This is a genomic window from Leptospira kmetyi serovar Malaysia str. Bejo-Iso9, assembly GCF_000243735.2.
GTDB classification, from domain to species: domain Bacteria; phylum Spirochaetota; class Leptospiria; order Leptospirales; family Leptospiraceae; genus Leptospira; species Leptospira kmetyi.
The window spans coordinates 1,333,567-1,354,830 of sequence record NZ_AHMP02000003.1 but is presented as its reverse complement, the minus strand read 5'-3'; the positions used below and the strand labels follow the sequence as shown (position 1 = coordinate 1,354,830).

Here is a 21,264-nt window from a genome sequence, read left to right as displayed (position 1 = left end):
CGACACAACGTAAGATCGGACGGGTCAAAGAGAGACCCGCGCCGCAATTCACGATTCACAACCGGCACATGAACACTTCAAATCGAACTAAATCAACTTCAAAAAAACGGAAACGGCGTGCCGAACGTCTTCGCGGCCGTCCCTTTCAAACCAGGGAGAAGGATTTCCGTTCCAAGAATTCGTAGCACGAATTGCAGAATCAAAACGAAACGAAAACAAATCCTCGTTGGAAATATGAGCCGATGGAATCTCCTCCCTCAAACTGTTATGAAGAAAGGGAACCTCCGGAAAATCGCCTCGATCCGTATAAAGAACCGGAGTTTTCGAATAAACGGCTTCGCTCAAGATGCCGTAGCCCGGCTTCGTAATCACGAAATCGCAAGCGGTCAAAAGATCTGGATAATGAACATTAGAAAGTTTTAAAATACCGTTTCTCTGCTTTTTAGGAATCTGCATCAAATCGAAATCGGTGCCCGAAAGAACGATTGAATAACGATCCGAATCGAATTCTTCCCAGTGAAAATGAGAGGTTTCGACTCCGTAAGCGCCGAAAGAAAACAACAAATGAATTCGATCATCCGAAAAACCGAAATGGTCCTTCGCCGCCTTTTTGTCAAGATGCGGTCTTCGGCCGACTAAGCCGATTTGTTTTTGTTCCGCGAGAGACTGCGCAGGACAAGCAAAAGGGAGAATCAAACCGAACGTCGCGTGATAGTATTCTTCGAACAAGGTCTGCGCCGCCTGTTCGAACACGGAAGATTCTTTTGCATAACCCGAATAGATAAAATCCCAGGTGAAATTTCCCACAAAAAGGGAAGGAATCTTGATCTTATCCGCGACCATAAACGGAAGAGAAGCCGAGTCGGAGATAATCAGATCGGTTTCGAAATCAAGACAGGCTTCGATTTCCGAAATTTGAATATACGATTTTTCTAAATTGAATTTTTCGAGATTTTCTTCCGTAGCGCGTATGTCGATCGACAAAGAATCTCTTTGGATCATTCCGACGTCGACGGTTTTCTTGCGTATGTGCAAACGCTCCGTGTTTTTGGAATCTTCTTCGTTTAAAGAAAGTGTGGATAAGAATTCTTCCCGAACCGTAACAAGATCGACTTCCAGGTCCGGAAAACTGCGAAGCAGATAGAGAATGATCTCCATCGATCGGCTGATATGCCCGAAGCCGTGACCGCTGACATAATAGGTGATTTTCATTTTGGAGCGGAGCCGTTTCCTTGACGAATCACTTCATACATAACGATTCCCGCGGACATGGCCAGATTCAAAGAATCGGCTTCTCCGAACATCGGAAGGGATAAATATTCGTCGGAATGACTTCTCGCATAGGACGAAAGACCGTATTGTTCCGAACCGAACACCAACGCGATTCTGCCTTTTAGATCGGCGTCGAAATAAAGTTTTTTCGCCTCGGGTGTTACGGCTAACGTTCTATAATTTTGATTCTTAAGAATTTCGTAGATCGCCTCCGTTTCCCCGAGATAAACGTCGAGGGTAAAAAGCGCTCCCGTGGACGCGCGGATTACGTTCGGATTGAACAGATCCAGACGAGGATCGGCCACAAGGACCGTGTGAAAACCCGCGCCTTCCGCGGTTCTAAGGATCGTTCCGAGATTTCCGGGTTTTTCCACGCCTTCGATCACGAGAATCGGTTTAGAATTTTTGAATGCAGTCGATTCTTTTTGAAACGCATCCAGACCCGTCGAGAAAAATTGCGCTGTCGCGATCAAACCGTCGGGTCGATCCCGATACGAAATTTTTTCGAAAACTTTTTTCGGAACGCGGATGTTCTTCGCTCCGATGGAACGAATGAGAGAGAATTCGTTTTCCCCCAAAAAACATTCGGGAGAATATAACAGATTCTGAAAACGAACCTTACCGGATTTTTGCGCCCTTAGAATTTCACGATAACCCTCGATAAAAAAAAGTCCCGAGGATTCTCTGTGTTTTTTTTCCTTTAGGTTGGAAATATTCTTCAACTTCTCATTCGAGAAGCTGGTGATTTCCAAAAACGCAATGTCCTTTTCTTCGTTCAAAGCGAAAGTCTCTCCGATACGTAGATACAATTCGAACCGGCGGGATAAAGTCTTCCGCTTTCTTCGGGAATGGAAAGTTCGCCCAAATGAAACTTGCCTCGGTTGCGGATTCTTCCCTCCAAAATTCTTTGCAAAGCCAAAGGGCTGAAGCCCGTGGAATGACAGGTCAAAACGATAAAGTCCGGTTTGCCGTCGCAGAGTTGCATCAAAAGATCCATTAACTCGGGAAGATCCTTTTCGATCTTAAAAACTTCTCCGCTGGCTCCTCTTCCGAAGGTCGGCGGATCGAGAATGAATCCCCGATAATCTTTCCCGCGTTTGATTTCGCGTTTTAAAAATTTCAAAACGTCTTCGACCATCCAACGGACTTTTTTGTCCGCGAGACCGGATGCGTTCGCGTTGTCCCGGGCCCAATCCACCATTCCTTTGGAAGAATCCAAATGACAAGCGGAAGCGCCTCCGTCCAAAACGGCGAGCGTTGAAATTCCGGAATATGCGAAAAGATTCAGGACCTCTTCTTCTTTTTTTAGACCGGAGGAAAGTTTCTGGATCTTTTTCCAGTTTTCGAGTTGTTCCGCGAAAATCCCGAGATGACCGAACGGAGTAAACTTGATTTTAATAGAATATTCTAATATTTGAATATAAAATTCCTCTTCTACCTTTTTGTTCCAGGTCCAAGAGCCGCCGCCTTTGTCGGAGCGGACGTATTCTCCGTGAACGTTTTTCCAGAGGTTCGGTTTTGTGGCGGGCCAAGCGGAAACGGGGGAGGGGCGTATGATCGTATAAGGTCCGATTTGTTCGAGTTTTCGAAAGTCGCCGGAGTCGATCAACACGTACGATCCGTCGAGACTCGGACTTTCAGTTCTTTTTACAGTTTTCATAGATATGTACCTTAAAATAATTTCCTTCCGGAAAGTTCTTTCTTACCGGATGATCCGATTCCGGTTTTAAACTCGTAAATCGTTCGAAGGAGATTCCCTTCGTTTTGAGAATATTCTTTGCCAGAGTTTCCAATTCTTCGGAAGTGATTCTCCCCGAACAAGAACAAAGAATGATCGTTCCCGATTCTTGTAAGGAACCGAGCGCGTTTGCGAACAGATAAGAATAGGATTTGAGCGCGTTTTTTTTGGACTTTGCGTCCGGCGTAAGATTGGGCGGATCGATTACGATGAGCCCGAAGGTTTTGTTTTGGAGAACGTCTTCCAATTCTTGGAATAGGTTTTTTTGTACGAATCTATGTTCGCATCTTGTTTCGTTTTTTCGAATGCTCAAAACTCTTTGAAAAGAATCGAGGGCTTCCTTGGATCCGTCCACGGATAAGACCGAACGAGCGCCGGCAGCATCCATACAAATCGAAGTCAGTCCGGTATGTGAAAAAAGATGAAGACAATCTCGGCCGGCGCTCAATTCTTTTTTTTCCAAAAGAAATCTACGAAGATTTCTCAGATCCAAAAAGATTCCTCCCTTTTGTCCGGGGAGTTCGACCGGAAAACGCAGATCTCCGAGTCGGATCGTTTCCCGAATGCGAAGCGACGGAAGTTGCGTATTCCCCCGCCAAAGCCGTGTTTCGCGCCGTTTTGCGCCTTCCGGCGTTTTTGCTAATGCGACATCGGCTGAAGCCGTGTTAGCTGCGACGATCTTATCTTCCCCCGTTTTTTCGGGAGGATCGAACAGGATCCGTTTCGGTTGCGGTTCTTCTAATTTAGAATTTTTGCATATATCATACAGATTCCAAACGAGCCATCTTCCGTACGCGAGCAACGAAGAAGAATAAATCCGAACGACCCAGGTTTGTGCGATTCGATCGATCGTGATTCCCGGAAAAAAATCGTTTTCTCCGTGCAGGATACGATACGCGTTCGTTTCCGATCGAAGAGAAGATCTTCTTTGAAGAGCGGAGACTAAATTCTCCCGTATTTTTTCTTTGGAAAAGGAAGGCGAAAATTGAATCACTCGGATTCGAACAAGTCCGGCGCTTGCATAGATTCCCGTGGCTACGGGTTCGTTTTCGGTGGAGACAAGATTCAACCATTGACCGTTGGAAAAGGCCGTAGTCGCTGTGGAAAGATTTCCGCTAAAGACCCAGGGATGTTTACGTTGAATGGAAAGTTCGCTCTTCCGGTTCAGCTGATATCTGCGGAACCGGAAGTTTTTCGAGGGAGAGTTCAGGCTTTTTTCTTGGCCTCTTTGTAAGATGTTTCCGTCGCTCCTGTGTAGATCTGTCTCGGGCGACCGATTTTCATATCTTGCGATTCGATCATTTCTTTCCACTGTGCGATCCAACCGGGAAGACGTCCCATCGCGAACATCACGGTAAACATGTTCACCGGAATTCCGAGCGCGCGATAGATGATACCGGAGTAGAAGTCCACGTTCGGATACAACTTTCTTTCCACGAAGTAAGGATCGTGCAAAGCGGTCTCTTCCAGTTCTTTAGCAATATCTAATAAAGAATCCTGAACGCCGAGTCTTTTCAGCACGCTGTCGCAGGCCTTTTTGATGATCTTCGCGCGAGGATCGAAATTCTTATAAACCCTGTGACCGAATCCGGAAAGACGGAAGGAATCGTTTTTGTCCTTCGCTTTTTCCACGATTTTCTTCACTGGAAGTCCGCTCGCCTGGATCTCTTGGAGCATTTCGAGAACTTCTTGGTTTGCTCCACCGTGTCTTGGTCCCCAAAGAGCACAGATTCCCGCGGAGATCGCGCCGTAGAGGTTCGCCAAAGAGGAACCCACCAAACGCACCGTAGACGTGGAACAGTTTTGTTCGTGATCCGCGTGCAGGATGAGGAGAAGGTTGAGAGCTTTTACGATTTCAGGATCGATCTTGTATTCTTCGCTCGGAACGGAGAACATCATGTTCATGAAGTTCGCGCAGTAGTCGAGGCTGTTCAACGGATGAATCGTAGGTTGCCCGATGGATTTTTTATACGCGAACGCCGCGATCGTAGGAAACTTCGCGAGAAGACGGATCATGGAGATATGTCTGTGTTCCGCGTTTTCGGGATCGTAAGAATCCTGGTAGTAAGTGGAAAGAGAACCGATCATCGAAGACATGATCGCCATCGGGTGACCGTCTTTCGGAAATCCGTTGTAAAGACGTTTGAGATCCTCGTGGATCAATGTGTGCATCGTAAGTTCTTCGTTCCAGCGTTTGAGTTCCGCGTCGGACGGAAGTTTTCCGTAGATCAGTAAATAGGCGACTTCGGTGAATGTGGAATTTTCCGCGAGTTGTTCGATCGGAATTCCTCTGTATCTTAATATGCCGAGTTCTCCGTCGAGAAAGGTGACCGCGCTCGTACAAGCTCCGGTGTTTAAGTATCCGTTGTCCAGTGTTACGTATCCCGTCTGTTGACGGAGTTTGGAAATATCGACTGCCTTTTCGTTTTCGGTGCCTACGATGATCGGGAGTTCGTATTCCTTCCCGTCGATCTTCAGAATTGCTACCTCGGCCATGTTTCTCTCCTAGAGTAGTGTTCGTTGTTTTCGCCGAATTTTCGGATAATCCGACGGCTAAAAAAATTGCGCTTAAAATCGTTTCAGATTCCTATCCTATTCTTTCCGTCAGATAGACAATCTAAAAAATCAAAATTTAAAGATTCTTATACTTCCGCAAGTTCTGATAGTTGTAATAGTTCGAACTCACGATTCTACAATAATCCCTAGGTTCCTTTACGGGAAGTTCTTCCAAGAAATGATTGAAGTCCCCGTGGTAATGATTTCGTTTCCATTTGCGAAGATTTCCCGGACCTCCGTTGTAGGCGATCGAAGCCCACTGAAGATTTCCATTGGACGCGACGAGATAACGTAGAAACCGCGCGCCCATTTCGATCGAAACCTCGGGATCAAAAAGGGAATAAGAATCCAAGTTCATTCTTTTGGCGAGTTCCCTTCCGGTGGGACCCATGATCTGCATCAAACCTCTCGCGTTGGAAACCGAAATCGCGTTTTCCTTAAAGAAGGATTCCTGACGCATGATCGCGTAAACGATGTCCTCATCGATTCCCACGTTTTGGGAAATGGAAGCGACAAGGCCTCTGTGCGGTCTCGGATAAATTCTCCCCGCGAGTTTGGAGGGAAGAAGAATGACGTCGTCGCTGAGTTTTTCTTTTTTCATCAACGCTCTCGTGTGAAAGACGGTGAGATAAGGAGTTCCGGTTTGTTCGCCGAGCGCCGCGAGAATTTCTTCCTTTTCGGTTTCTCCGATTCCTTGCCCGATCTTATATCTTTGCACCAAAGAAAGAGCGTGGGCCATCTCGCCGACTTCCAAATATTCTTTCGCCGATTGCAGATAACGGTTCCCACGAATTTTAGAATGCGCGTTGTCGATGCGGACGTTCAGTTGAAACGCGGCGGCCTGAGTCGCAAAGTCCAAATCCTTCCCGAGAATTTTTCCCGAAAGTTCGGGAATCCCCGCGGTCAAGGAAAGGTATTCGAAAAGGTTGTCCTTGTTCCAAGTCGGATTGGAAGGAAGAGGAAAGGCCGCGATCTCGTCTTGAAATTCTTCGCGGATCACGCGCGTATAATACGAACCCGGGATATGTTTGTAATACGACTTGAGCCACGTCCCAAGTTCTTCGGTTCTTCCGTTCTTTTTTAAAAGACGAAGATACCAATACACGAGTCTTCCCTTGACCGGAAGATCCGGAATCTTTCGAAGCGCGTCCTTCCAATACGCGTCGCCCAAAAAGTTTTCGTGGTTGCCGGTGAGAAGATCGATCAATTCGTCTTGTCTGATTAAATTCGTGGGACTTTTTTCCAAAGAGTCTATTAGATTTCTGAAATATAGATCCTTGTTTCCCTGTTTTTTATACGCCCTCGCGTAGCTGTAAAGAATCTCGTCGTTTTTTTCCGCGCCCGCGTCGTTTAACAAATCGAGCGCCTTCCCGGAAAAATTCTGGTTGGTGAGTTCTCTCGACATCGCGGCGGTGAAGTCCGGATTGGATCTCGCTAAATTCGCGTTGCGGCGAAAGAAGTTCGGAAGCGCTTCGGGTTCGTACGCCGCTAAAACGCGGGCCGTGTTGCGGAACGCTTCTCCTTTGGAAAAGGAAACCCGTTCCAAGTCCTTGGAAGAGATCAGATGTTTTTTTTCCGAAGTTTCAAGATGAGGAAGAAAAAGCGCCGCGCGTTCGGGAGTCAGGGAAGAATAAAACGTATGACCCTTCCAAACCTGAAGGTCTTCGAGAATGAATTTTTTGACCGAAGCGAGAACGGACGGATCTTCCAGGATCGAATAAAAGATCGACTCGGCTTTTTCGGTGTTCCCGGATTTATAGAGCGATTTCGCATAACGATACAAAATCATAGGCGAGAATAATTCGGCTTGTTCCCGATCGGAAAAACTTTTGGCGAAGTCCAGACATTCCTGGATCATCCCCGCTTCGTAATAAATTCTGAAAATTTCCGCGATCGCGTTCTGACTCAGCGGATCGTTTTCCCTCGGAAATTTCTTGAGTAAGCCGATCAATTCTTCCTTGCCGAGAATTTTTCTGTGGGAACTTTCCTCGTAGAGTTTCCAAAGCGAAAGTTTCGTGATGACCGAGGTCGAGGGCAGGGGAGAATTCAAAATTTCCAAAAGGTCCTGTCTTCCGGGAGACGAAACCATTCTCCCTTTGAGAAGAGAAACCAGATACGAAAACTTTTTATCTCGGCTTCCGTCGGGGTGTTCCTCGTGATAACGAACCAAGGCGTAGACCTCGGATTCGGTTCCCGGATTCCTTTCCCGAAAAATACGATGGATTTTTTGAAGACTGTAGGATTTGATCAGGTATTTGAGATCATCGTTTGCGTAAAGGTTGCCGAAAATGAAGATGAGTAGGCTGGTCAGGGCGAATTTTTTCATTCGTATTCTTTACTTACCTTTTCGGCCTAAGGATTCAATCGCAAAAAGGAAATTCCAATGCAAATCCTGGAAAAAGAAAAAACGAACGACGTCTGGACGGAATTCACGCTGTCTTCTCGCGCGGAAAAAAATTTCGCGGAGGAGAATGTCCCGGCATTTCTTTCCAAGAAAAAAAAATCGGAAGGACCCGCTCCTCGTAATCCGGAAATCATACGTCTTAAATCCAAAATCCTGGGATATTTTTCGGGAGCGCTCAACCGATTTCATTCTCCCTTTTCTAACATAAGAATCGATCTGTTCGGAGAATTCCGTTTTCAATCCGACGCGACTTCTCCTTTCGAAGAGGAAGGACTTTCCGAACGGGAAAAAAATCTTCTGAAGATTTTTTTCGAGGAACTTTTGGACAAGGCCCTCGAGGAACACCAAGCCGATCCGGAAGTCTTTCAGGTTTTGGAATCCTTTCTTTTACACGAACAGGAACTCGACGAATATCTAGAACTGACCGAAGTCTACGATCAGGATCTTCCGTTTATCGTGGAAGCGAAACAGCTTCTCGCGCTTATGGGAAAAATTGAATATTCGGAATTTCTAAAGGACAAAGGGGATTCTCGTTTTCAAAAATACGGTTCTCTTTGGAAGTTCGGAGGCCTGAGCCTCGAAGACCGCGAAACGATCTACGATCTCGTCGTCACGGGACAAGAGCCCGGTTTGCTCGGACTCGCGTGGATTCTTTTCAAACACGAAACCACCGGTTTTAGAACCGTGTTTCCGATCGAAAGAAGAATTCTGACCGTGATCGAAACTTTGAACTCGGACGAAAAGGAATCTTTTTTTAAGGCGTATTCTTCCCGTCACGGTTATCTGGAAAACTACTTCGTATTAAAAAGAATCCGTCCCCGAGAATACAGAAAGGCCTGGCTCGAAGGCGAAAAACAAAAGAACGGAAGATCGGTGCTTCTCGGTTCTCTTCAGGACAATATTCTCGCGGGTCAGGACGAATCCCTCGAGAAACGTTATGCGATCTTGAAACAAAATCATCTCGTTTACACGCTCGGTCCTTTCGAACTTTTGATTCTTTTGAATTCCACCGAATCCTCGAACGTTCAAAAGGAAATCGGAGGAGTGGAGGAACGACTTCCCGATTCGTATCTGACGAGACGCGCGCGCGCCGTGTTGCATTTTTTCAAAAAGGATTTCGAACAATACATAGAAGCGGCGGAACACTGCGGTCGTTTCCGTTATTCTCCCGAGATGTTGTATCTGAAAGGTTTGTCTCTTATCGAAATCGGACAAACCGACGAGGGCATCGGACTTTTGGAAAGTCTGTTGATGAAGTTTCCGGATTCGGATTATCTCCGTTTGGTTTTGGAAAGATATAAGAATGTGCGCTGACGATCCGATTCTAGCGGTTTGATTTTTTCGATGAAATAAATTCAGTTTTGAAATGCGCCGTAAGAAGAATGGAACCCTGGAAACACGAAGGAAATCCGGGAACTTCCCTTGACAGATCTTCGCCGAAAGCGGAGAATTGAAGTCGATCGGAGTTTCCTAAAAAATTTAGGATCTTAAGAACAATCCAATGGCAATCAGTCACGAACAAATTCTCGAGTTGCAAAAATACCAGAAGATGATTCATCAGCTGGAAAAGATCGCAAAGGGATCGAAGAACGACGAACAACGTTATCGTGTTTCCCGGGATTTGGAAAAATACAGAACGAAGATGAAGGACATTTCTCCCGAAGGAATTCCGGACAACCTCGACGTGGCCGCCGAACAGATCAAACGGTATAAGGAGAATCCGAACGAAGCCGGTCGTGTTCTCGCAAAATATCCTGTGATGAAAATTTCCCCGAACTCGAACGATCCCGAGGTCAATCAGATCGGAACCTGGATCAACGTGATGGACCGGGAATATCTTCCGGTCTTAAACGAGACGCACGTTCGTTTCGACTTCTCCCATACGAACGAAAAAGACGGCGTCGTAAAGTATATGGAGAATATCCGAAGAAACATCAAGGTCCTCACCGAAACCATCGAAGAATTTCACGCCGCGGAAAAACAGGAATTCAGGGAACAGCTCAGCAGAATGAAGAACAAACAAACTCGGATCTTCATCGCAGAGGCCTTCGAGATGTTCCAAAAATTCAACGAATTCTTAAATAAGGTCATCAAAGAGGCGAAGGAAGTCGGAGGCGTTATCATGAACTTGGAAGATTCGATCCGATTCAATCCGAGATTCGAAAGAGCCACCGAGCTGGAAGGAAGGAGCATCATGGACGCGCTCAAGGAATTCCAGGAATTTACGGCCGAGGCCCTTGACCGAATCAACGTTCCGAATATCCGCTGAATTTCCGAAGCCCTTGCCCTGCTTGCGCCAATTTTCAAGACGAGGTCTTGAAAAATCCTTTTCCGTTTGGCGGGATCTGCATATTTAGTGATTTTAACTCCCTCCGAAAGGACATACAGGAAAGACAGGCGCATGGCACTCGTTAAAAATTCATCCGAAGTTACGAACTCCACCATCGGAGAAAATTCCTACTTCAGCGGAAAATTCTTTATCAACGGATCTCTTAAGATCGACGGAAAATTCGAAGGTAAGTCCTTACAAGCGGAACAGCTTTATATCGGCGTTACCGGTAAGGTCAAAACCAATATCACCGCCGCCAGCGTTATCATAGAAGGAATCGTTATCGGAAACATCACCGCAAGAAACAGAGTGATGCTTCTTCCCACTTCTAAAATTCTCGGAGACATCCGCACGCCCGAGTTGATCATCCAGAACGGAGTGATTCTCGAAGGACGTTGTATGATCTCCAACGACCTCAAACATTCCGCAAAAGATCTGATCGATCTCGAGTATTCCAAGGATTCTCTCAGCGTGGAAAAAATCTTCGGTAAACAATCCGGAGCCGCAAAAGAATAATCGAAACGGTTTCGTTTCGGGGAAGAATTTACGAAGTCCTTCTCCGAATCGAAAACCCCGCTTCCAAAACAGTGAACCGGATCCTGATTACAGAAGGCGACCCTTGTGGAATCGGACCGGAGATCTTTCTCCATTCTCTTTCTCTTTTAAAAAAAATCTCCAAAACAAGACCGATCGTTTACTTTCATTCGGGCAAGTTTCCGCTTCCGAAAGAATTCGTTTCGATTCAAACGGCGCGTGTCGCGGATACTGCGGATGTCGCCGAGGCGTCGTCTCAAATATTGAAAAAGGGTTTGTTTGCGGTTTCGCATAATGCGCTTTCCAAAAAGGAAATTACGGCGCTTAAGTTCGGCAAACCTTCCGTTTTATCCGGCAAGTCCGCCTTGGCTTCACTTGCGCTCGCGGTCCGATTTCAAAAAGAAGGAGGAGGGGATCTCGTCACTCTTCCTTTGAGCAAAGAATGGGTGATCGCTTCGGGCGCTTCTACCTTTCGCGGTCATACCGAATTCTTAGCCGAAGAATACAATACGAAAACGTTTATGCTCATGTCCGGAAAGGATCTTCAGGTTCTTCCTTTGACGACTCATGTTCCCTTGGTGCGCGTTCCCGAGTTCTTGAAAGAAATCGATCTCGGGGCTCTTGCGGATTCCATTCTTTCCTGTGAGAAGATCGATCGTAAAAAGCCGGTCGCGTTTTTAGGTCTCAATCCTCATGCGGGAGAAGGCGGCAAGGTCGGAAAGGAAGAAGCCGAGATTCTCGAACCTATGATTTCGTTTTTGAAAAAGAAAGGTTTGAAAGTGGAAGGCCCTTTGTCCGCCGATTCTATGTTTGGCGATTCCGCGAGAAAAAAATTCGGTCTTCATCTTGCTTGTTATCACGATCAGGGTTTGATTCCTTTTAAAATGTGGGAAGGGAAGAATGGCGTCAATCTGACTCTGGGTCTTCCGTTTATCCGTGTTTCTCCCGATCACGGAACCGCGTTTGATATCGCCGGGAAAGGGCTTGCAGATCCGGCCAGCTTTGTAGAATGTCTGCACCGAGTTGTGAGGTAGTATGCCTGGGCTTTTAGAACAAATCGTATTTCCGATTTTCCTTTTCTGGTTTTGCGGACTGACCTTGGTTTTGTTCCGTTCGGATTTCGAGTTCGTCTGGAAAATCATTTTCGTTTTCGTTTTTATCTTTTACTTCTTTCAGTATTTTCCGGAATTAAAGGCGAGTTACGAACGTTTGACGGCGAGTTATCCCGTGGAAATTCTTTCCTGGGTTTACGGCGTCGGTAAGGGTTTTTATTTTTTTCTTTGGTTCTTATGGCCCGTGGCCTTGTTTCGGATTTTTTATTCCGCTTCTCCTCAGGTCAGCAAATCTCTTGCGAAAGCGCTCGTGAGCGCGACCCTGATCTATTGGGGCGGTTTTATTCTCTACAACAACTTTTCTCCCGAGGTCGACGGTTTTTTAAATTCCACGTTTTTGAAATTCTTGAAGTTTTCCACCAAGTAACTCCTGTCTAAAGTTTAGAATGAATCCACTCTATTTACAATCGTTCGGAGAATCGGAAGAAGCTAAGAAACATTTTTTGACCGCCTATGAGTATCAAACCAAGGGCAATCTGAAGCTCGCTTCCAAGCACTATAGAAAATCCATCGCGGTCAAACCCACCGCTGAAGCATGGACGTTCTTGGGTTGGTCCTATTCTCTTGCCGGGAAATTGGATCGTGCGATCGAATTCTGTAAAACCGCGATCGAGACGGATCCTACATTAGGAAATCCTTATAATGACATCGGGGTTTATCTACTTCAGCAGAAACGGTATCGGGACGCTCTTCCTTGGTTCGAGAAGGCGAAGTCCGCTCCTCGGTACGAGGTTCCGGTTTATCCGTATTTCAATGCGGCTTCTTGTTTGGAAATTTTAGGTCATATCGAGTTGGCCCGTTTGGAATACGAAAAGGCGATTCAAATTCAACCGAATTATCCTCCCGCAAATCTTGCGTTGAAGCGGATTTATATTCGTTACAACTGAGAATGTAGGAACTCATACAGTCTGTGCACGTGCGTCCGTGGAAATCGTAGCGGGCGTTTTCGTGAGGAATTTTTAGTTTTTCAAACAAATGTAGGAACTCATACGAAACTTTTGCGAGTCATAGAGCGCGACGAAGACGTTGTCGATTCGTAGAACCAATGGATGTGGGAACTCACACAAAATTCAGTCATTCGTGGGTAATGTTTTGAGTTCAGGTGTTTCTTTGTAAAACAAATCAGTGTGGGAACTCCTTCAATCTACAAAACTTCGGAAGAAATTCCCCGCGAAAACGTAGGAACTCCTGCAATCCATAAAAACGCAGTAAGCATTTTAGCGCACGCGGCGATTGTGCGGGAACTCCCACGTCGCAGCTTCACGATTCGCGAAGAAAACGTGGGAACTCCCACATTCCCTCACGCACGATTCTGTTTTTTCTTACGTTTGCCGCTCGCGGCCTTGAGAGTTTTTGATTTTCGATCCGTGGAATCCGCCTTTTCATCAAACTGAAAATAAAATTCGAACGGTTTGCCGAAGATTTTAAAAAATCTCCAGAACTCGATCACGTCCAGACGACGTTCACCGGACTCGATTTTGGAAATATAGGATTGCGGTTGGCCCAAAAGTTTCGCGACTTGAACCTGAGTCAGATCGGCTTCCTTTCTGGCGGCGATTAAATTTTTACAAAAAATTTTCGCTTCGGTTGAATACAGAGACTTATACAAAACAGGGATATTCTACATTCTGAAATAGAATATACCAAAATCGGATATTTTTGCAACCAAACAATCGATATGCGAGGGATTTGAATACTCAATTCTCCGAAAAACAAGGAAGATTATAGACTGAGAATCCACTGAGGTTGAACGTGAAAACGGAACTTTATAGAATGACTTTCAAAATTTTGAAATAAGTTTGCGAGTTGTAATTTGATTTCAAGAAAGCGCCGACTTTCAAGGAGCCGGATTCTTTCTTACTTTCAAAAAGCCGATAAAATACAAAACCGCATAAACTCCCAAACAAATCCAAAACACGACGCTTCCCGGAATTCCAGCCGCCCGATGAAGCCCGAAAAAGAACATCGCGGGAAGATTGCCTAACGTAAACGCGATCGATACCAGTCCTTTGCGCGAAGTTTTAACGGCCACGAGCTGATACAAATGTCTTCTGTGCGCTTTCAAAATATTCTCCCCATCCTTTAAACGCAGAAGAATCGTAATCACACCGTCCACAAAAAACACCGGAAGCAAAAAGAAAGCGGAACTGATTTCGAACCGGACCCAATTCTTTTCATCGATATACAAAAGCGGAAGCACGGCGATCGCATAACCCAAGGGCAAAGAACCGGAATCTCCCAAAAACAGATGCGCCTTGGGAAGATTGAAAATTAAAAAACCGAAAAGACCCGCGCAGATCCAGATGTAAAACGTAGGAAGGTAAGAATGAAACAAAAACGGAAACGCAAGAACCCCGAGTAAAAAATGAGAAACGAGATACGTGTCGAGCCCGTCCATAAAATTACAAACATTAACGACAAACAGAACGTAGACGATCAAAACCGCGGTGGAAAGCCCGGGAATTGCATCCAGTTTAAACCCGAGCAAAGTGAAATTCACCGGAACATACAAAAAGAAAAAAATCAGGAAAACGATTTCCAAAAGCAAACGGATTCCCGCCCCGAGAGAAAGTAGGTCGTCCGCGAGACCGATCACGAAAAAGAAAAGAAGACCCGCAAAGAAGAAGATCGTTTTTTCTTCCGCATTCTCGAAACCGCCGAACCAAACGAGTGCGATCGAAAAAACGCCGAGAAAAATCCAGATTCCTCCGGACTTTTTCGTAGTTCCGACATGCATACTTCGTTCGTTGGAGACGTCGCTGATCCCGAACGTTTCCGACCGAAGATAAATCCAGGACAAAATCGCCGTGATGAAAAACAAAAGGACGGAAAGAATTCCCGGATTCCAGAAATGTGAGATTGGTTCCACTGGCATTCCAGGCTAGACGGAAGTTATCTCCCTGCAATCAGAAATCGAAATGATTTTGATTGCCAAATCCGGCTAAACTCGGGAACCTAACCTTATGTTCCAGGGCGTTTACACAGCAATCATCACACCTTTCAAAAACGGAAAAATCGACTACGACAGTTACTTCAAGCTTCTGGAAAAACAAATCAAGGCCGAGGTCAGCGGAGTTGTTCCTTGTGGGACAACGGGAGAATCTCCGACTCTTTCCCATTCCGAACACGCGGAACTGATCCGCGAAACCGTAAAGGCGGTCAAAAATCGGATTCAAGTCGTGGCGGGAACCGGTTCCAATTCCACAAGAGAAGCGATCGAACTCACAGAAGCCGCCTGTAAGGACGGGGTCGACGGAATTCTTTCTGTAAATCCGTACTACAACAAGCCGACTCAAGAAGGATTGTATCAGCACTTCAAAGAAATTGCGGAACATTCTTCCGTGCCGGTGATGCTTTATAACATTCCCGGAAGAACCGGAGTAAACGTTCTTCCCGAAACGGTGCTTCGACTCAGCGAAGTAAAACAGATCCGTTCGATGAAAGAAGCGACCGGAGATTTGGGTCAGATGTCCAAACTCATTTCTCTCGTCGGTCACAAGATGACGGTTCTTTCCGGAGACGATAATCTAACTCTTCCTCTTTTGGCCGTCGGTGGAGTGGGGGTCGTGTCGGTGGTTTCCAATTTATTTCCAAAAGCGCTCGTGCAACTTGTGAACGCGTTTCACGAAGGCAATCTCGCGGAAGCCAGAAGAATTCATTACGATTTGATCGACGTCTTTTCTCTTGCGTTTATGGAAACCAATCCGATTCCGATCAAGGCCGCGATGAGTTGGTTCGGACATTGTTCTCCCGAAATTCGTCTTCCGATGACGGCTCTTTCCCAAAACGAAACGAGCGCGAAATTTAAAAAGATTCTCGAAGGTCTGATTTCAAAAGGATACGAATAAGAAATGTCGGAACAAAAGTTTCAGATCGCTCTCATCGGAGGATCGGGAAGAATGGGTCGCGCCATCATCACCGTTCTTTCTTCGTCGAATAAATCCTCGCTTTCCTCCGCGGTCGTAAGCGCGGGCTCCGTGTTTCACGGAATGGATTCCGGTTTGCATTCCGGAATCAAACAAAACGGAGTGAACTTCACTTCCGATATAGAATCCGCGATCAAAGGCGCGGACTGCGTCATCGACTTCAGCACACATCAGAATTTGGATTTGACTCTTAAGGCCTGCGTTTCCTTAAAAAAACCGGTGGTCGTAGGAACGACCGGGCTTACCGAGCTACAAAAAGATTCCTTAAAAGTGGCGTCCAAAGAAATCGCGATCGTATATTCACCGAACATGTCGATCGGAGTGAACCTATTATTCAAGTTAACCGAAATCGCAGCCAAGGTCATGGGAGAAATTTCGGACATAGAAATCCAAGACATTCATCATCGTCATAAAAAAGACGCGCCTTCCGGAACCGCCGAAAAGTTGAAGAGCATTCTTCTCGAAACGTTAGGCAGAACCGAAAAGAACGTGGTTCACGGAAGACACGGGATCTTAAAAGAAAGAGATCCGAAGGAAATCGGAATTCATACGTTGCGCGCGGGAGAAGTGATCGGAGATCATACCGTTTATTTTTTTACGCCCGAAGAAAGAATCGAAATCACACACAAGGCCCAGGACCGCAAAACGTTCGCGGTCGGATCGGTGCACGCGGCAGAATTTTTAGTCGGACGTAAGCCCGGATTGTATGATATGTTCGCCGTATTAGGGTTATAAAAAAGGGAGAATCGATTTGTTTTTTTTCAAGAACATATCTCTCTTTCCTCTCGGTAAAAATCCTTTTATCATCATCATAGACGTAATCATCGTCAGCGTTTTAATCTATCAATTTTATACCACGATCCGAAGAACGAGAGGGATTCAACTCTTGCTCGGGGTCGCGCTGATTTGGCTTCTTGGAATTTTTGCGAGTTACTTCGAACTCGAACTTCTGGATTGGATCATAGAAAACATTCGACCCGCACTCGTATTCGCGATCATCGTATTGCTTCAACCCGAACTCAGAAAGATCACCGCGGATCTTTCCAGAATGAAAATCTTTCAGCCCTTTCTTTTAAAACAGATGACCGACTTGGAGGAAATTTCCGAGGCCGTAAAGATCATGGCCAAGAATAAAACCGGATCTCTCATCGCCATCGTCCGCGAAAACAGCCTGAAGGAAATCATCGATCAATCGGTGCAACTCGACGCGATCATTTCCACGAGTTTGCTTTTGACGATCTTCAAAAAAAATTCGGCGCTTCACGACGGGGCGGTCATCATAGAACAGAATCGAATCGCTTGCGCCGGAGCATTCTTACCCATGACTCAAAACCTGGACGACGCGAGAATGGGCGCAAGACACAGAGCCGCCATCGGAATTTCGGAGGAATCGGATTCCATCGTAATCGTGACCTCCGAGGAGACCGGAGAAATTTCCGTATGTTACGACGGGGAGATGACACACCCTGTCAAACCGATCGAGTTGAAAAATTTCGTAACTACGATCCTCCAAAAGAAAGATACGGGTTCCGAAAAACACAATTCTTCCACGGAAGAAAAAACGGGTGAACGCTGATGTTGAAACGGATCTTCAACAACTGGCAGGCCAAACTCGGATCGCTCATCCTTGCGATCGTATTCTATGTTAATTTACAAAATTCTAAAATACTCGTAAAAGAAATTCATATTCCCGTGGAATATCCGAAACTCAGCGGCTCTTTGAGTGTTTCCAGACTTTCGGACAAAACCGTTCCGGTAAAAGTGGAAGGCGTTCGCGAATACGTGAATTATTATTCTCAGTTTATGAAAGCGCACGTCAACGCGGCCGAACTCAAAGCGGGGGAGAATCTCGTTTCCGTTTATAGAATTTCCGGAGCGCCCGCAGGTCTCAGAATCACGAAACTCAAGGACAAGGTCAAGATCATCGTCGAGTCGACCTCGGGAAGAACTCTTCCGATCGACGTTCGATTCACGGGAGATCTTCCGCCTAACTACGTAAAGACGAGTCATTTCGTTTCTCCTTCGGTGATCCACGTGAGCGGACCTCCCGGCGCGATGGAAGGATTGAATCGGATCACGATTCCTCCGATTTCCCTCAAGGACAAAACCGAATCCTTTACGATCAAACATAAACTTCCGGATTTTCCCGCATCGGTCAAAGTTCGGGACAACGTAAAGGAAATCACCGTACGTGTGAACGTGTTTGCAAGCGCGTCTAACGCGGGCGAAACTCTTCTTCTCGGAATTCCGATCAAATGTCAAAATCTGGATAAGAATCTCGAAGCGGAATTCTCCGAGCCCGAGGTTTCGGTCAAACTTCAATCCAAAACGCCGCTCAAAAGTATCCAAGTCATCAAGGGACTTTCCGCGAGCGTGGTCTGTTCTCATAAATACGATCCTAAGACGAAAAAGATTCTTCCCGATAACAAACCCGCCTTTGCGAAGATTCGTCTAAACAAGGCTCCGTCCTTGAAAGCGGTGGACATCCTCGGAGTTTTTCCGGATCGGATTTCCATTCTTTATAAGATCAAACCCGATCAGAACAAGTCCGGGAACGGGGAAGAATCGGATACGGGAGACGAGGAGAATACGATCGAACCGGATTCCAATCCGGAACTGATCGAGGAAGAATGAAAATTTCCGTAGGCAACGACATCGTAGAAAATTCAAGAATCCGGGATCTTTTGGAAAAACACGGGGATCGTTTTTTGAAACGGGTTTTTTCCGAATCCGAACGGGAATATTGTTACAATCGAAAAGATCCGATTCCTCATTTGAGCGGAAGGTTCTGCGTTAAGGAAGCGTTCATCAAGGCGATCGAACCGGGAGACAAGGTCATTCTCGACATGAGGGAAATCGAACTTTTCGGAAAGGAATTCGGAAAAAAAGAATTGGTACTCCATGGAAAATCCAAAGAATTGTTTCTTACCAAAGGTTACAGCGGTTGTTCGGTTTCGATCAGTCACGCTGAGAACTATTCGACCGCAGTCGTGGTGCTTTATAAGGAGTGAACGATGATCTCGGAAACAATGAAACAGACCATTCAGTTTTACAACGAAGGTTTGAGTTTATATAAAATCAGAAAGTTTACGGAAGCCTTAGAGAAATTCAAAAAGGCGACCGAGTTGACTCCGGACGACGGTCCTTCCAAAAAATACATCGGCCGATGCCAGGCATTCATTGCGACTCCTCCTCCCGAAGACTGGGACGGAGTTTTTGAAATGAAAACGAAATAAGAGAATCATGTCCAAAAAACCAGCAACCAGAACCGCTCGTCCCATCACGGAATACGGAGCCATTTCCACCGTTCTCGGAAGAGAAACTTCTTTTTCGGGAATTCTCAACTTCCAAAAACCCCTTGAAATCTCGGGAGAGTTTCAGGGAGAAATCGAATCCGAAGGATTCCTTCTCGTAAGCGAGGGCGCCAAGGTCCGCGCGAACATCAAAGCGGGAACCGTGATCGTCGGCGGAGAGATTACCGGAAACGTAATCGCGACGCAAAAGCTGGAAATGCTTTCGACCGGAAAGGTAAACGGAAATATCAAAACTTCCAAATTACAAATTGCAGACGGAGTGATCTTTGACGGGAACTGTGAGATGATCCAGCCCAATAAAGATTGACCCACTCTCTTACCAGTAAAAAGTGGTATCTGCTAACCCGAAAAAGCCTACGGACAGGGCTGAGATAGGCAAAATAGCCCTCATTCTGCTCCTCGGTTTTTTCGCAGGAGCCGTGACGGGAGTCATTCTCGATCGCCTTACCGGCGTTTCTTTTTTCTCTTCCTACCTGCTCCGAGAAGCAATCAAATTAGAACTCTACGTAATCAAGGTCGAGATACAATTTACCCCTGCTAGTCTTATGGGACTCGTAGCGACGTTGTATTTCGTACTAAAAAAGGGGTAAACAATGTCAGTGATTTCAATGAAAAACCTTCTGGAAACCGGGGTACACTTCGGACACCAGACTCGCAAATGGAATCCCAAAATGGCGCCGTATGTTTTTACGGCAAGAAACGGGATTCACATCATCGATCTTCAAAAGACCGTTCAAAAAGCGAAAGAAGCTTACGACGCTCTGAAGAAGCAAACTTCCGACGGAAAGAAAGTTCTCTTTGTCGGAACAAAGAAACAAGCGAGAGGCGCGATCGAAAGAGAAGCGATCCGCTCCAATATGTTCTTTATCAATAACCGTTGGCCGGGCGGTCTTCTTACAAACTGGAACACGGTGAAGAAGAGTATCGCACGTCTGAAAAAACTCGAAGCGATGGAAGCCGATAACAGCTTCGAGAAAGAAGTAAAAACAAAAAAAGAAGTTCTTACCCTGAGAAGAGAGTTGGAAAAACTCCGCAAAACTCTCGGCGGAATCAAGGACATGGCTACCATTCCCGAAATCATGTTCGTGATCGATCCTAAAAAGGAAGAGATCGCGGTGAAAGAAGCTCGCAAACTCGGCCTTACCATCTTTGCGGTCGTTGATACCAACTGCGATCCTGAGTTGATCGACTATCCGATTCCGGGTAACGACGACGCGATCCGCGCGATCTCCCTCTTCCTCGAAACCATGTCCAACGCGGTGATCGAAGGAACCGGCGGAGTCGTGGAACAACCAAGATTCAGCGAGGATCTCGATTCCGAAGCTCTGGCTCTCGAATACCAAGGCGAGTATGACGAAAGCGGTAAGTTCATTATGGACGAAGACGCGGACGCTAAAAAAGCCAAAGCAGCTGCGGAAGAAGCGGCGGCGGCCAGCACCACTGTAGAAGTGGATAAAAAAGAATAAGGGATTTTTTGCAATGGCAGTAACCACAGACTTAATCAGAGAACTCAGAGAGAGAACCAGCGCAGGGATGATGGACTGCAAAAAGGCTCTCGAAGAAAACAACGCGGATATCGAAAAGGCGATCACTTGGCTTCGTGAAAAAGGAATCGCTAAAGCCGCTAAAAAAGCGGGAAGAGAAACCAAAGAAGGCCGTGTGGTTTCCTACATCCACGGTAACGGAAAAATCGGAGTTCTGGTAGAACTGAACTCCGAAACCGACTTCGTTTCCAAAAACGAAGACTTCGAAGCTCTCGGAAAAGAAATCTGCATGCAGATCGCGGCGATGAATCCTCTGTATCTTAACGAGGAATCCATTCCTGCGGAAGATCTCGAAAGAGAAAAAGGAATCATGAAAGCTCAGCTCGAAGCCGAAGGCAAAAAGCCGGAGCAAATCGAAAAGATTCTTCCTGGAAAGATCAAAAAATACGTTTCCGAAGCGTGTCTTGTAAACCAAACATTCTTCAAAGACGATTCCAAAACCATCGACGACCTCGTAAAGGAAGCGATCTCAAAATTCGGCGAGAATATCCTGATCGCTCGTTTTGTCCGCTTTCAAGTAGGCGGTCTCTAAGTT

General features: G+C 46.1%; 24 protein-coding genes. 16 read left to right on the top strand and 8 right to left on the bottom strand.

Annotation, left to right across the window (positions count from 1 at the left end; all coding sequences use genetic code 11):
* Positions 1 to 87 precede the first annotated feature (87 nt).
* From LEP1GSC052_RS08690 to LEP1GSC052_RS08665, 6 genes are all read right to left on the bottom strand, one after another.
* On the bottom strand, positions 88 to 1,212 hold the full coding sequence (locus LEP1GSC052_RS08690) for an arabinose kinase (protein ID WP_010575411.1): 1,125 nt from the start codon (positions 1,210 to 1,212) through the stop codon (positions 88 to 90).
* The gene (locus tag LEP1GSC052_RS08685) at positions 1,209 to 2,081 is read right to left on the bottom strand and encodes a TrmH family RNA methyltransferase (RefSeq protein ID WP_084492208.1); all 873 of its coding nucleotides are present in this window, start codon (positions 2,079 to 2,081) and stop codon (positions 1,209 to 1,211) included. The genes LEP1GSC052_RS08690 and LEP1GSC052_RS08685 overlap by 4 nt, the downstream gene beginning before the upstream one ends.
* Complete coding sequence (locus tag LEP1GSC052_RS08680) at positions 2,048 to 2,932, bottom strand: class I SAM-dependent methyltransferase (RefSeq protein WP_010575409.1); 885 nt, start codon at positions 2,930 to 2,932, stop codon at positions 2,048 to 2,050. The genes LEP1GSC052_RS08685 and LEP1GSC052_RS08680 overlap by 34 nt, the downstream gene beginning before the upstream one ends.
* On the bottom strand, positions 2,910 to 4,178 hold the full coding sequence (locus LEP1GSC052_RS08675; protein ID WP_084492266.1) for a class I SAM-dependent rRNA methyltransferase: 1,269 nt from the start codon (positions 4,176 to 4,178) through the stop codon (positions 2,910 to 2,912). Before LEP1GSC052_RS08675 ends, LEP1GSC052_RS08680 begins: the two co-directional genes overlap by 23 nt.
* Positions 4,179 to 4,216: 38 nt before the next feature.
* Positions 4,217 to 5,506: a citrate synthase gene (locus LEP1GSC052_RS08670; RefSeq protein WP_010575407.1), complete on the bottom strand. Its 1,290-nt coding sequence runs from the start codon at positions 5,504 to 5,506 to the stop codon at positions 4,217 to 4,219.
* A gap of 136 nt (positions 5,507 to 5,642) precedes the next feature.
* Positions 5,643 to 7,892: a lytic transglycosylase domain-containing protein gene (locus tag LEP1GSC052_RS08665; RefSeq protein WP_020986501.1), complete on the bottom strand. Its 2,250-nt coding sequence runs from the start codon at positions 7,890 to 7,892 to the stop codon at positions 5,643 to 5,645.
* A 57-nt stretch (positions 7,893 to 7,949) separates the two neighbouring features.
* On the opposite strand from LEP1GSC052_RS08665, the gene LEP1GSC052_RS08660 reads away from it, so the two are divergent.
* The 6 genes from LEP1GSC052_RS08660 (at position 7,950) to LEP1GSC052_RS08635 (ending at position 12,832) form a co-directional block, all read left to right on the top strand.
* A complete protein-coding gene (locus tag LEP1GSC052_RS08660) occupies positions 7,950 to 9,284 on the top strand; it encodes a tetratricopeptide repeat protein (RefSeq protein WP_020985686.1) in 1,335 nt (444 codons plus the stop codon).
* 187 nt (positions 9,285 to 9,471) lie between these two features.
* A complete protein-coding gene (locus LEP1GSC052_RS08655; RefSeq protein WP_010575405.1) occupies positions 9,472 to 10,239 on the top strand; it encodes a hypothetical protein in 768 nt (255 codons plus the stop codon).
* 132 nt (positions 10,240 to 10,371) lie between these two features.
* The gene (locus tag LEP1GSC052_RS08650; protein ID WP_010575404.1) at positions 10,372 to 10,815 is read left to right on the top strand and encodes a bactofilin family protein; all 444 of its coding nucleotides are present in this window, start codon (positions 10,372 to 10,374) and stop codon (positions 10,813 to 10,815) included.
* A 71-nt stretch (positions 10,816 to 10,886) separates the two neighbouring features.
* Positions 10,887 to 11,867 (top strand): PdxA family dehydrogenase, encoded by a 981-nt coding sequence (locus LEP1GSC052_RS08645; RefSeq protein WP_010575403.1) that lies wholly within the window; start codon positions 10,887 to 10,889, stop codon positions 11,865 to 11,867.
* 1 nt (position 11,868) lies between these two features.
* Positions 11,869 to 12,312 (top strand): hypothetical protein, encoded by a 444-nt coding sequence (locus LEP1GSC052_RS08640; protein ID WP_020986007.1) that lies wholly within the window; start codon positions 11,869 to 11,871, stop codon positions 12,310 to 12,312.
* A gap of 19 nt (positions 12,313 to 12,331) precedes the next feature.
* Positions 12,332 to 12,832 carry a tetratricopeptide repeat protein gene (locus LEP1GSC052_RS08635; RefSeq protein WP_010575401.1) on the top strand — a complete coding sequence of 167 codons (501 nt, stop codon included), beginning with the start codon at positions 12,332 to 12,334 and terminating at the stop codon, positions 12,830 to 12,832.
* A 413-nt stretch (positions 12,833 to 13,245) separates the two neighbouring features.
* Here LEP1GSC052_RS08635 and LEP1GSC052_RS08630 read toward each other — a convergent pair whose 3' ends face one another.
* Together LEP1GSC052_RS08630 and LEP1GSC052_RS08625 are read right to left on the bottom strand one after the other, a co-directional pair.
* The gene (locus LEP1GSC052_RS08630) at positions 13,246 to 13,554 is read right to left on the bottom strand and encodes a helix-turn-helix transcriptional regulator (protein ID WP_010575400.1); all 309 of its coding nucleotides are present in this window, start codon (positions 13,552 to 13,554) and stop codon (positions 13,246 to 13,248) included.
* Between the two features lie 228 nt (positions 13,555 to 13,782).
* A complete protein-coding gene (locus LEP1GSC052_RS08625) occupies positions 13,783 to 14,814 on the bottom strand; it encodes an MraY family glycosyltransferase (RefSeq protein ID WP_020986509.1) in 1,032 nt (343 codons plus the stop codon).
* A 94-nt stretch (positions 14,815 to 14,908) separates the two neighbouring features.
* Here LEP1GSC052_RS08625 and dapA point away from each other — a divergent pair, with 94 nt between their 5' ends.
* Genes dapA through tsf form a run of 10 tightly spaced genes read left to right on the top strand, consistent with a single transcriptional unit; the run spans position 14,909 to position 21,261 of the window.
* Positions 14,909 to 15,793, top strand: coding sequence for a 4-hydroxy-tetrahydrodipicolinate synthase (gene dapA / locus LEP1GSC052_RS08620; RefSeq protein WP_010575398.1), 885 nt, complete (start codon positions 14,909 to 14,911; stop codon positions 15,791 to 15,793).
* Positions 15,794 to 15,796: 3 nt separating this feature from the next.
* Entirely contained in the window at positions 15,797 to 16,606 is an 810-nt protein-coding gene (gene dapB / locus LEP1GSC052_RS08615) for a 4-hydroxy-tetrahydrodipicolinate reductase (RefSeq protein WP_010575397.1), read from the top strand.
* A gap of 16 nt (positions 16,607 to 16,622) precedes the next feature.
* On the top strand, positions 16,623 to 17,447 hold the full coding sequence (cdaA, locus tag LEP1GSC052_RS08610; protein ID WP_020986069.1) for a diadenylate cyclase CdaA: 825 nt from the start codon (positions 16,623 to 16,625) through the stop codon (positions 17,445 to 17,447).
* Positions 17,448 to 17,449: 2 nt separating this feature from the next.
* On the top strand, positions 17,450 to 18,505 hold the full coding sequence (locus LEP1GSC052_RS08605) for a CdaR family protein (RefSeq protein WP_100736671.1): 1,056 nt from the start codon (positions 17,450 to 17,452) through the stop codon (positions 18,503 to 18,505).
* The gene (gene acpS, locus LEP1GSC052_RS08600) at positions 18,502 to 18,882 is read left to right on the top strand and encodes a holo-ACP synthase (RefSeq protein ID WP_010575395.1); all 381 of its coding nucleotides are present in this window, start codon (positions 18,502 to 18,504) and stop codon (positions 18,880 to 18,882) included. Before LEP1GSC052_RS08605 ends, acpS begins: the two co-directional genes overlap by 4 nt.
* 3 nt (positions 18,883 to 18,885) lie before the next feature.
* Entirely contained in the window at positions 18,886 to 19,107 is a 222-nt protein-coding gene (locus LEP1GSC052_RS08595; RefSeq protein WP_010575394.1) for a tetratricopeptide repeat protein, read from the top strand.
* Positions 19,108 to 19,114: 7 nt separating this feature from the next.
* A complete protein-coding gene (locus tag LEP1GSC052_RS08590; protein ID WP_020985911.1) occupies positions 19,115 to 19,492 on the top strand; it encodes a bactofilin family protein in 378 nt (125 codons plus the stop codon).
* 22 nt (positions 19,493 to 19,514) lie between these two features.
* Positions 19,515 to 19,775: a hypothetical protein gene (locus LEP1GSC052_RS08585; RefSeq protein WP_010575393.1), complete on the top strand. Its 261-nt coding sequence runs from the start codon at positions 19,515 to 19,517 to the stop codon at positions 19,773 to 19,775.
* Between the two features lie 3 nt (positions 19,776 to 19,778).
* On the top strand, positions 19,779 to 20,651 hold the full coding sequence (rpsB, locus tag LEP1GSC052_RS08580) for a 30S ribosomal protein S2 (protein WP_040912912.1): 873 nt from the start codon (positions 19,779 to 19,781) through the stop codon (positions 20,649 to 20,651).
* A 13-nt stretch (positions 20,652 to 20,664) separates the two neighbouring features.
* A complete protein-coding gene (tsf, locus tag LEP1GSC052_RS08575; protein ID WP_040912911.1) occupies positions 20,665 to 21,261 on the top strand; it encodes a translation elongation factor Ts in 597 nt (198 codons plus the stop codon).
* The last annotated feature ends 3 nt before the right edge of the window (positions 21,262 to 21,264 follow it).

Coding starts and splice junctions, on each gene's coding strand:
- dapB (WP_010575397.1), top strand. CDS start 15,797: ATGTCGGAACAAAAGTTTCAGATCGCTCTCATCGGAGGATCGGGAAGA.
- LEP1GSC052_RS08680 (WP_010575409.1), bottom strand. CDS start 2,932: ATGAAAACTGTAAAAAGAACTGAAAGTCCGAGTCTCGACGGATCGTAC.
- LEP1GSC052_RS08635 (WP_010575401.1), top strand. CDS start 12,332: ATGAATCCACTCTATTTACAATCGTTCGGAGAATCGGAAGAAGCTAAG.
- LEP1GSC052_RS08690 (WP_010575411.1), bottom strand. CDS start 1,212: ATGAAAATCACCTATTATGTCAGCGGTCACGGCTTCGGGCATATCAGC.
- LEP1GSC052_RS08670 (WP_010575407.1), bottom strand. CDS start 5,506: ATGGCCGAGGTAGCAATTCTGAAGATCGACGGGAAGGAATACGAACTC.
- rpsB (WP_040912912.1), top strand. CDS start 19,779: ATGTCAGTGATTTCAATGAAAAACCTTCTGGAAACCGGGGTACACTTC.
- LEP1GSC052_RS08660 (WP_020985686.1), top strand. CDS start 7,950: ATGCAAATCCTGGAAAAAGAAAAAACGAACGACGTCTGGACGGAATTC.
- LEP1GSC052_RS08650 (WP_010575404.1), top strand. CDS start 10,372: ATGGCACTCGTTAAAAATTCATCCGAAGTTACGAACTCCACCATCGGA.
- LEP1GSC052_RS08595 (WP_010575394.1), top strand. CDS start 18,886: ATGATCTCGGAAACAATGAAACAGACCATTCAGTTTTACAACGAAGGT.
- dapA (WP_010575398.1), top strand. CDS start 14,909: ATGTTCCAGGGCGTTTACACAGCAATCATCACACCTTTCAAAAACGGA.
- acpS (WP_010575395.1), top strand. CDS start 18,502: ATGAAAATTTCCGTAGGCAACGACATCGTAGAAAATTCAAGAATCCGG.
- LEP1GSC052_RS08655 (WP_010575405.1), top strand. CDS start 9,472: ATGGCAATCAGTCACGAACAAATTCTCGAGTTGCAAAAATACCAGAAG.
- LEP1GSC052_RS08665 (WP_020986501.1), bottom strand. CDS start 7,892: ATGAAAAAATTCGCCCTGACCAGCCTACTCATCTTCATTTTCGGCAAC.
- LEP1GSC052_RS08640 (WP_020986007.1), top strand. CDS start 11,869: ATGCCTGGGCTTTTAGAACAAATCGTATTTCCGATTTTCCTTTTCTGG.
- LEP1GSC052_RS08590 (WP_020985911.1), top strand. CDS start 19,115: ATGTCCAAAAAACCAGCAACCAGAACCGCTCGTCCCATCACGGAATAC.
- tsf (WP_040912911.1), top strand. CDS start 20,665: ATGGCAGTAACCACAGACTTAATCAGAGAACTCAGAGAGAGAACCAGC.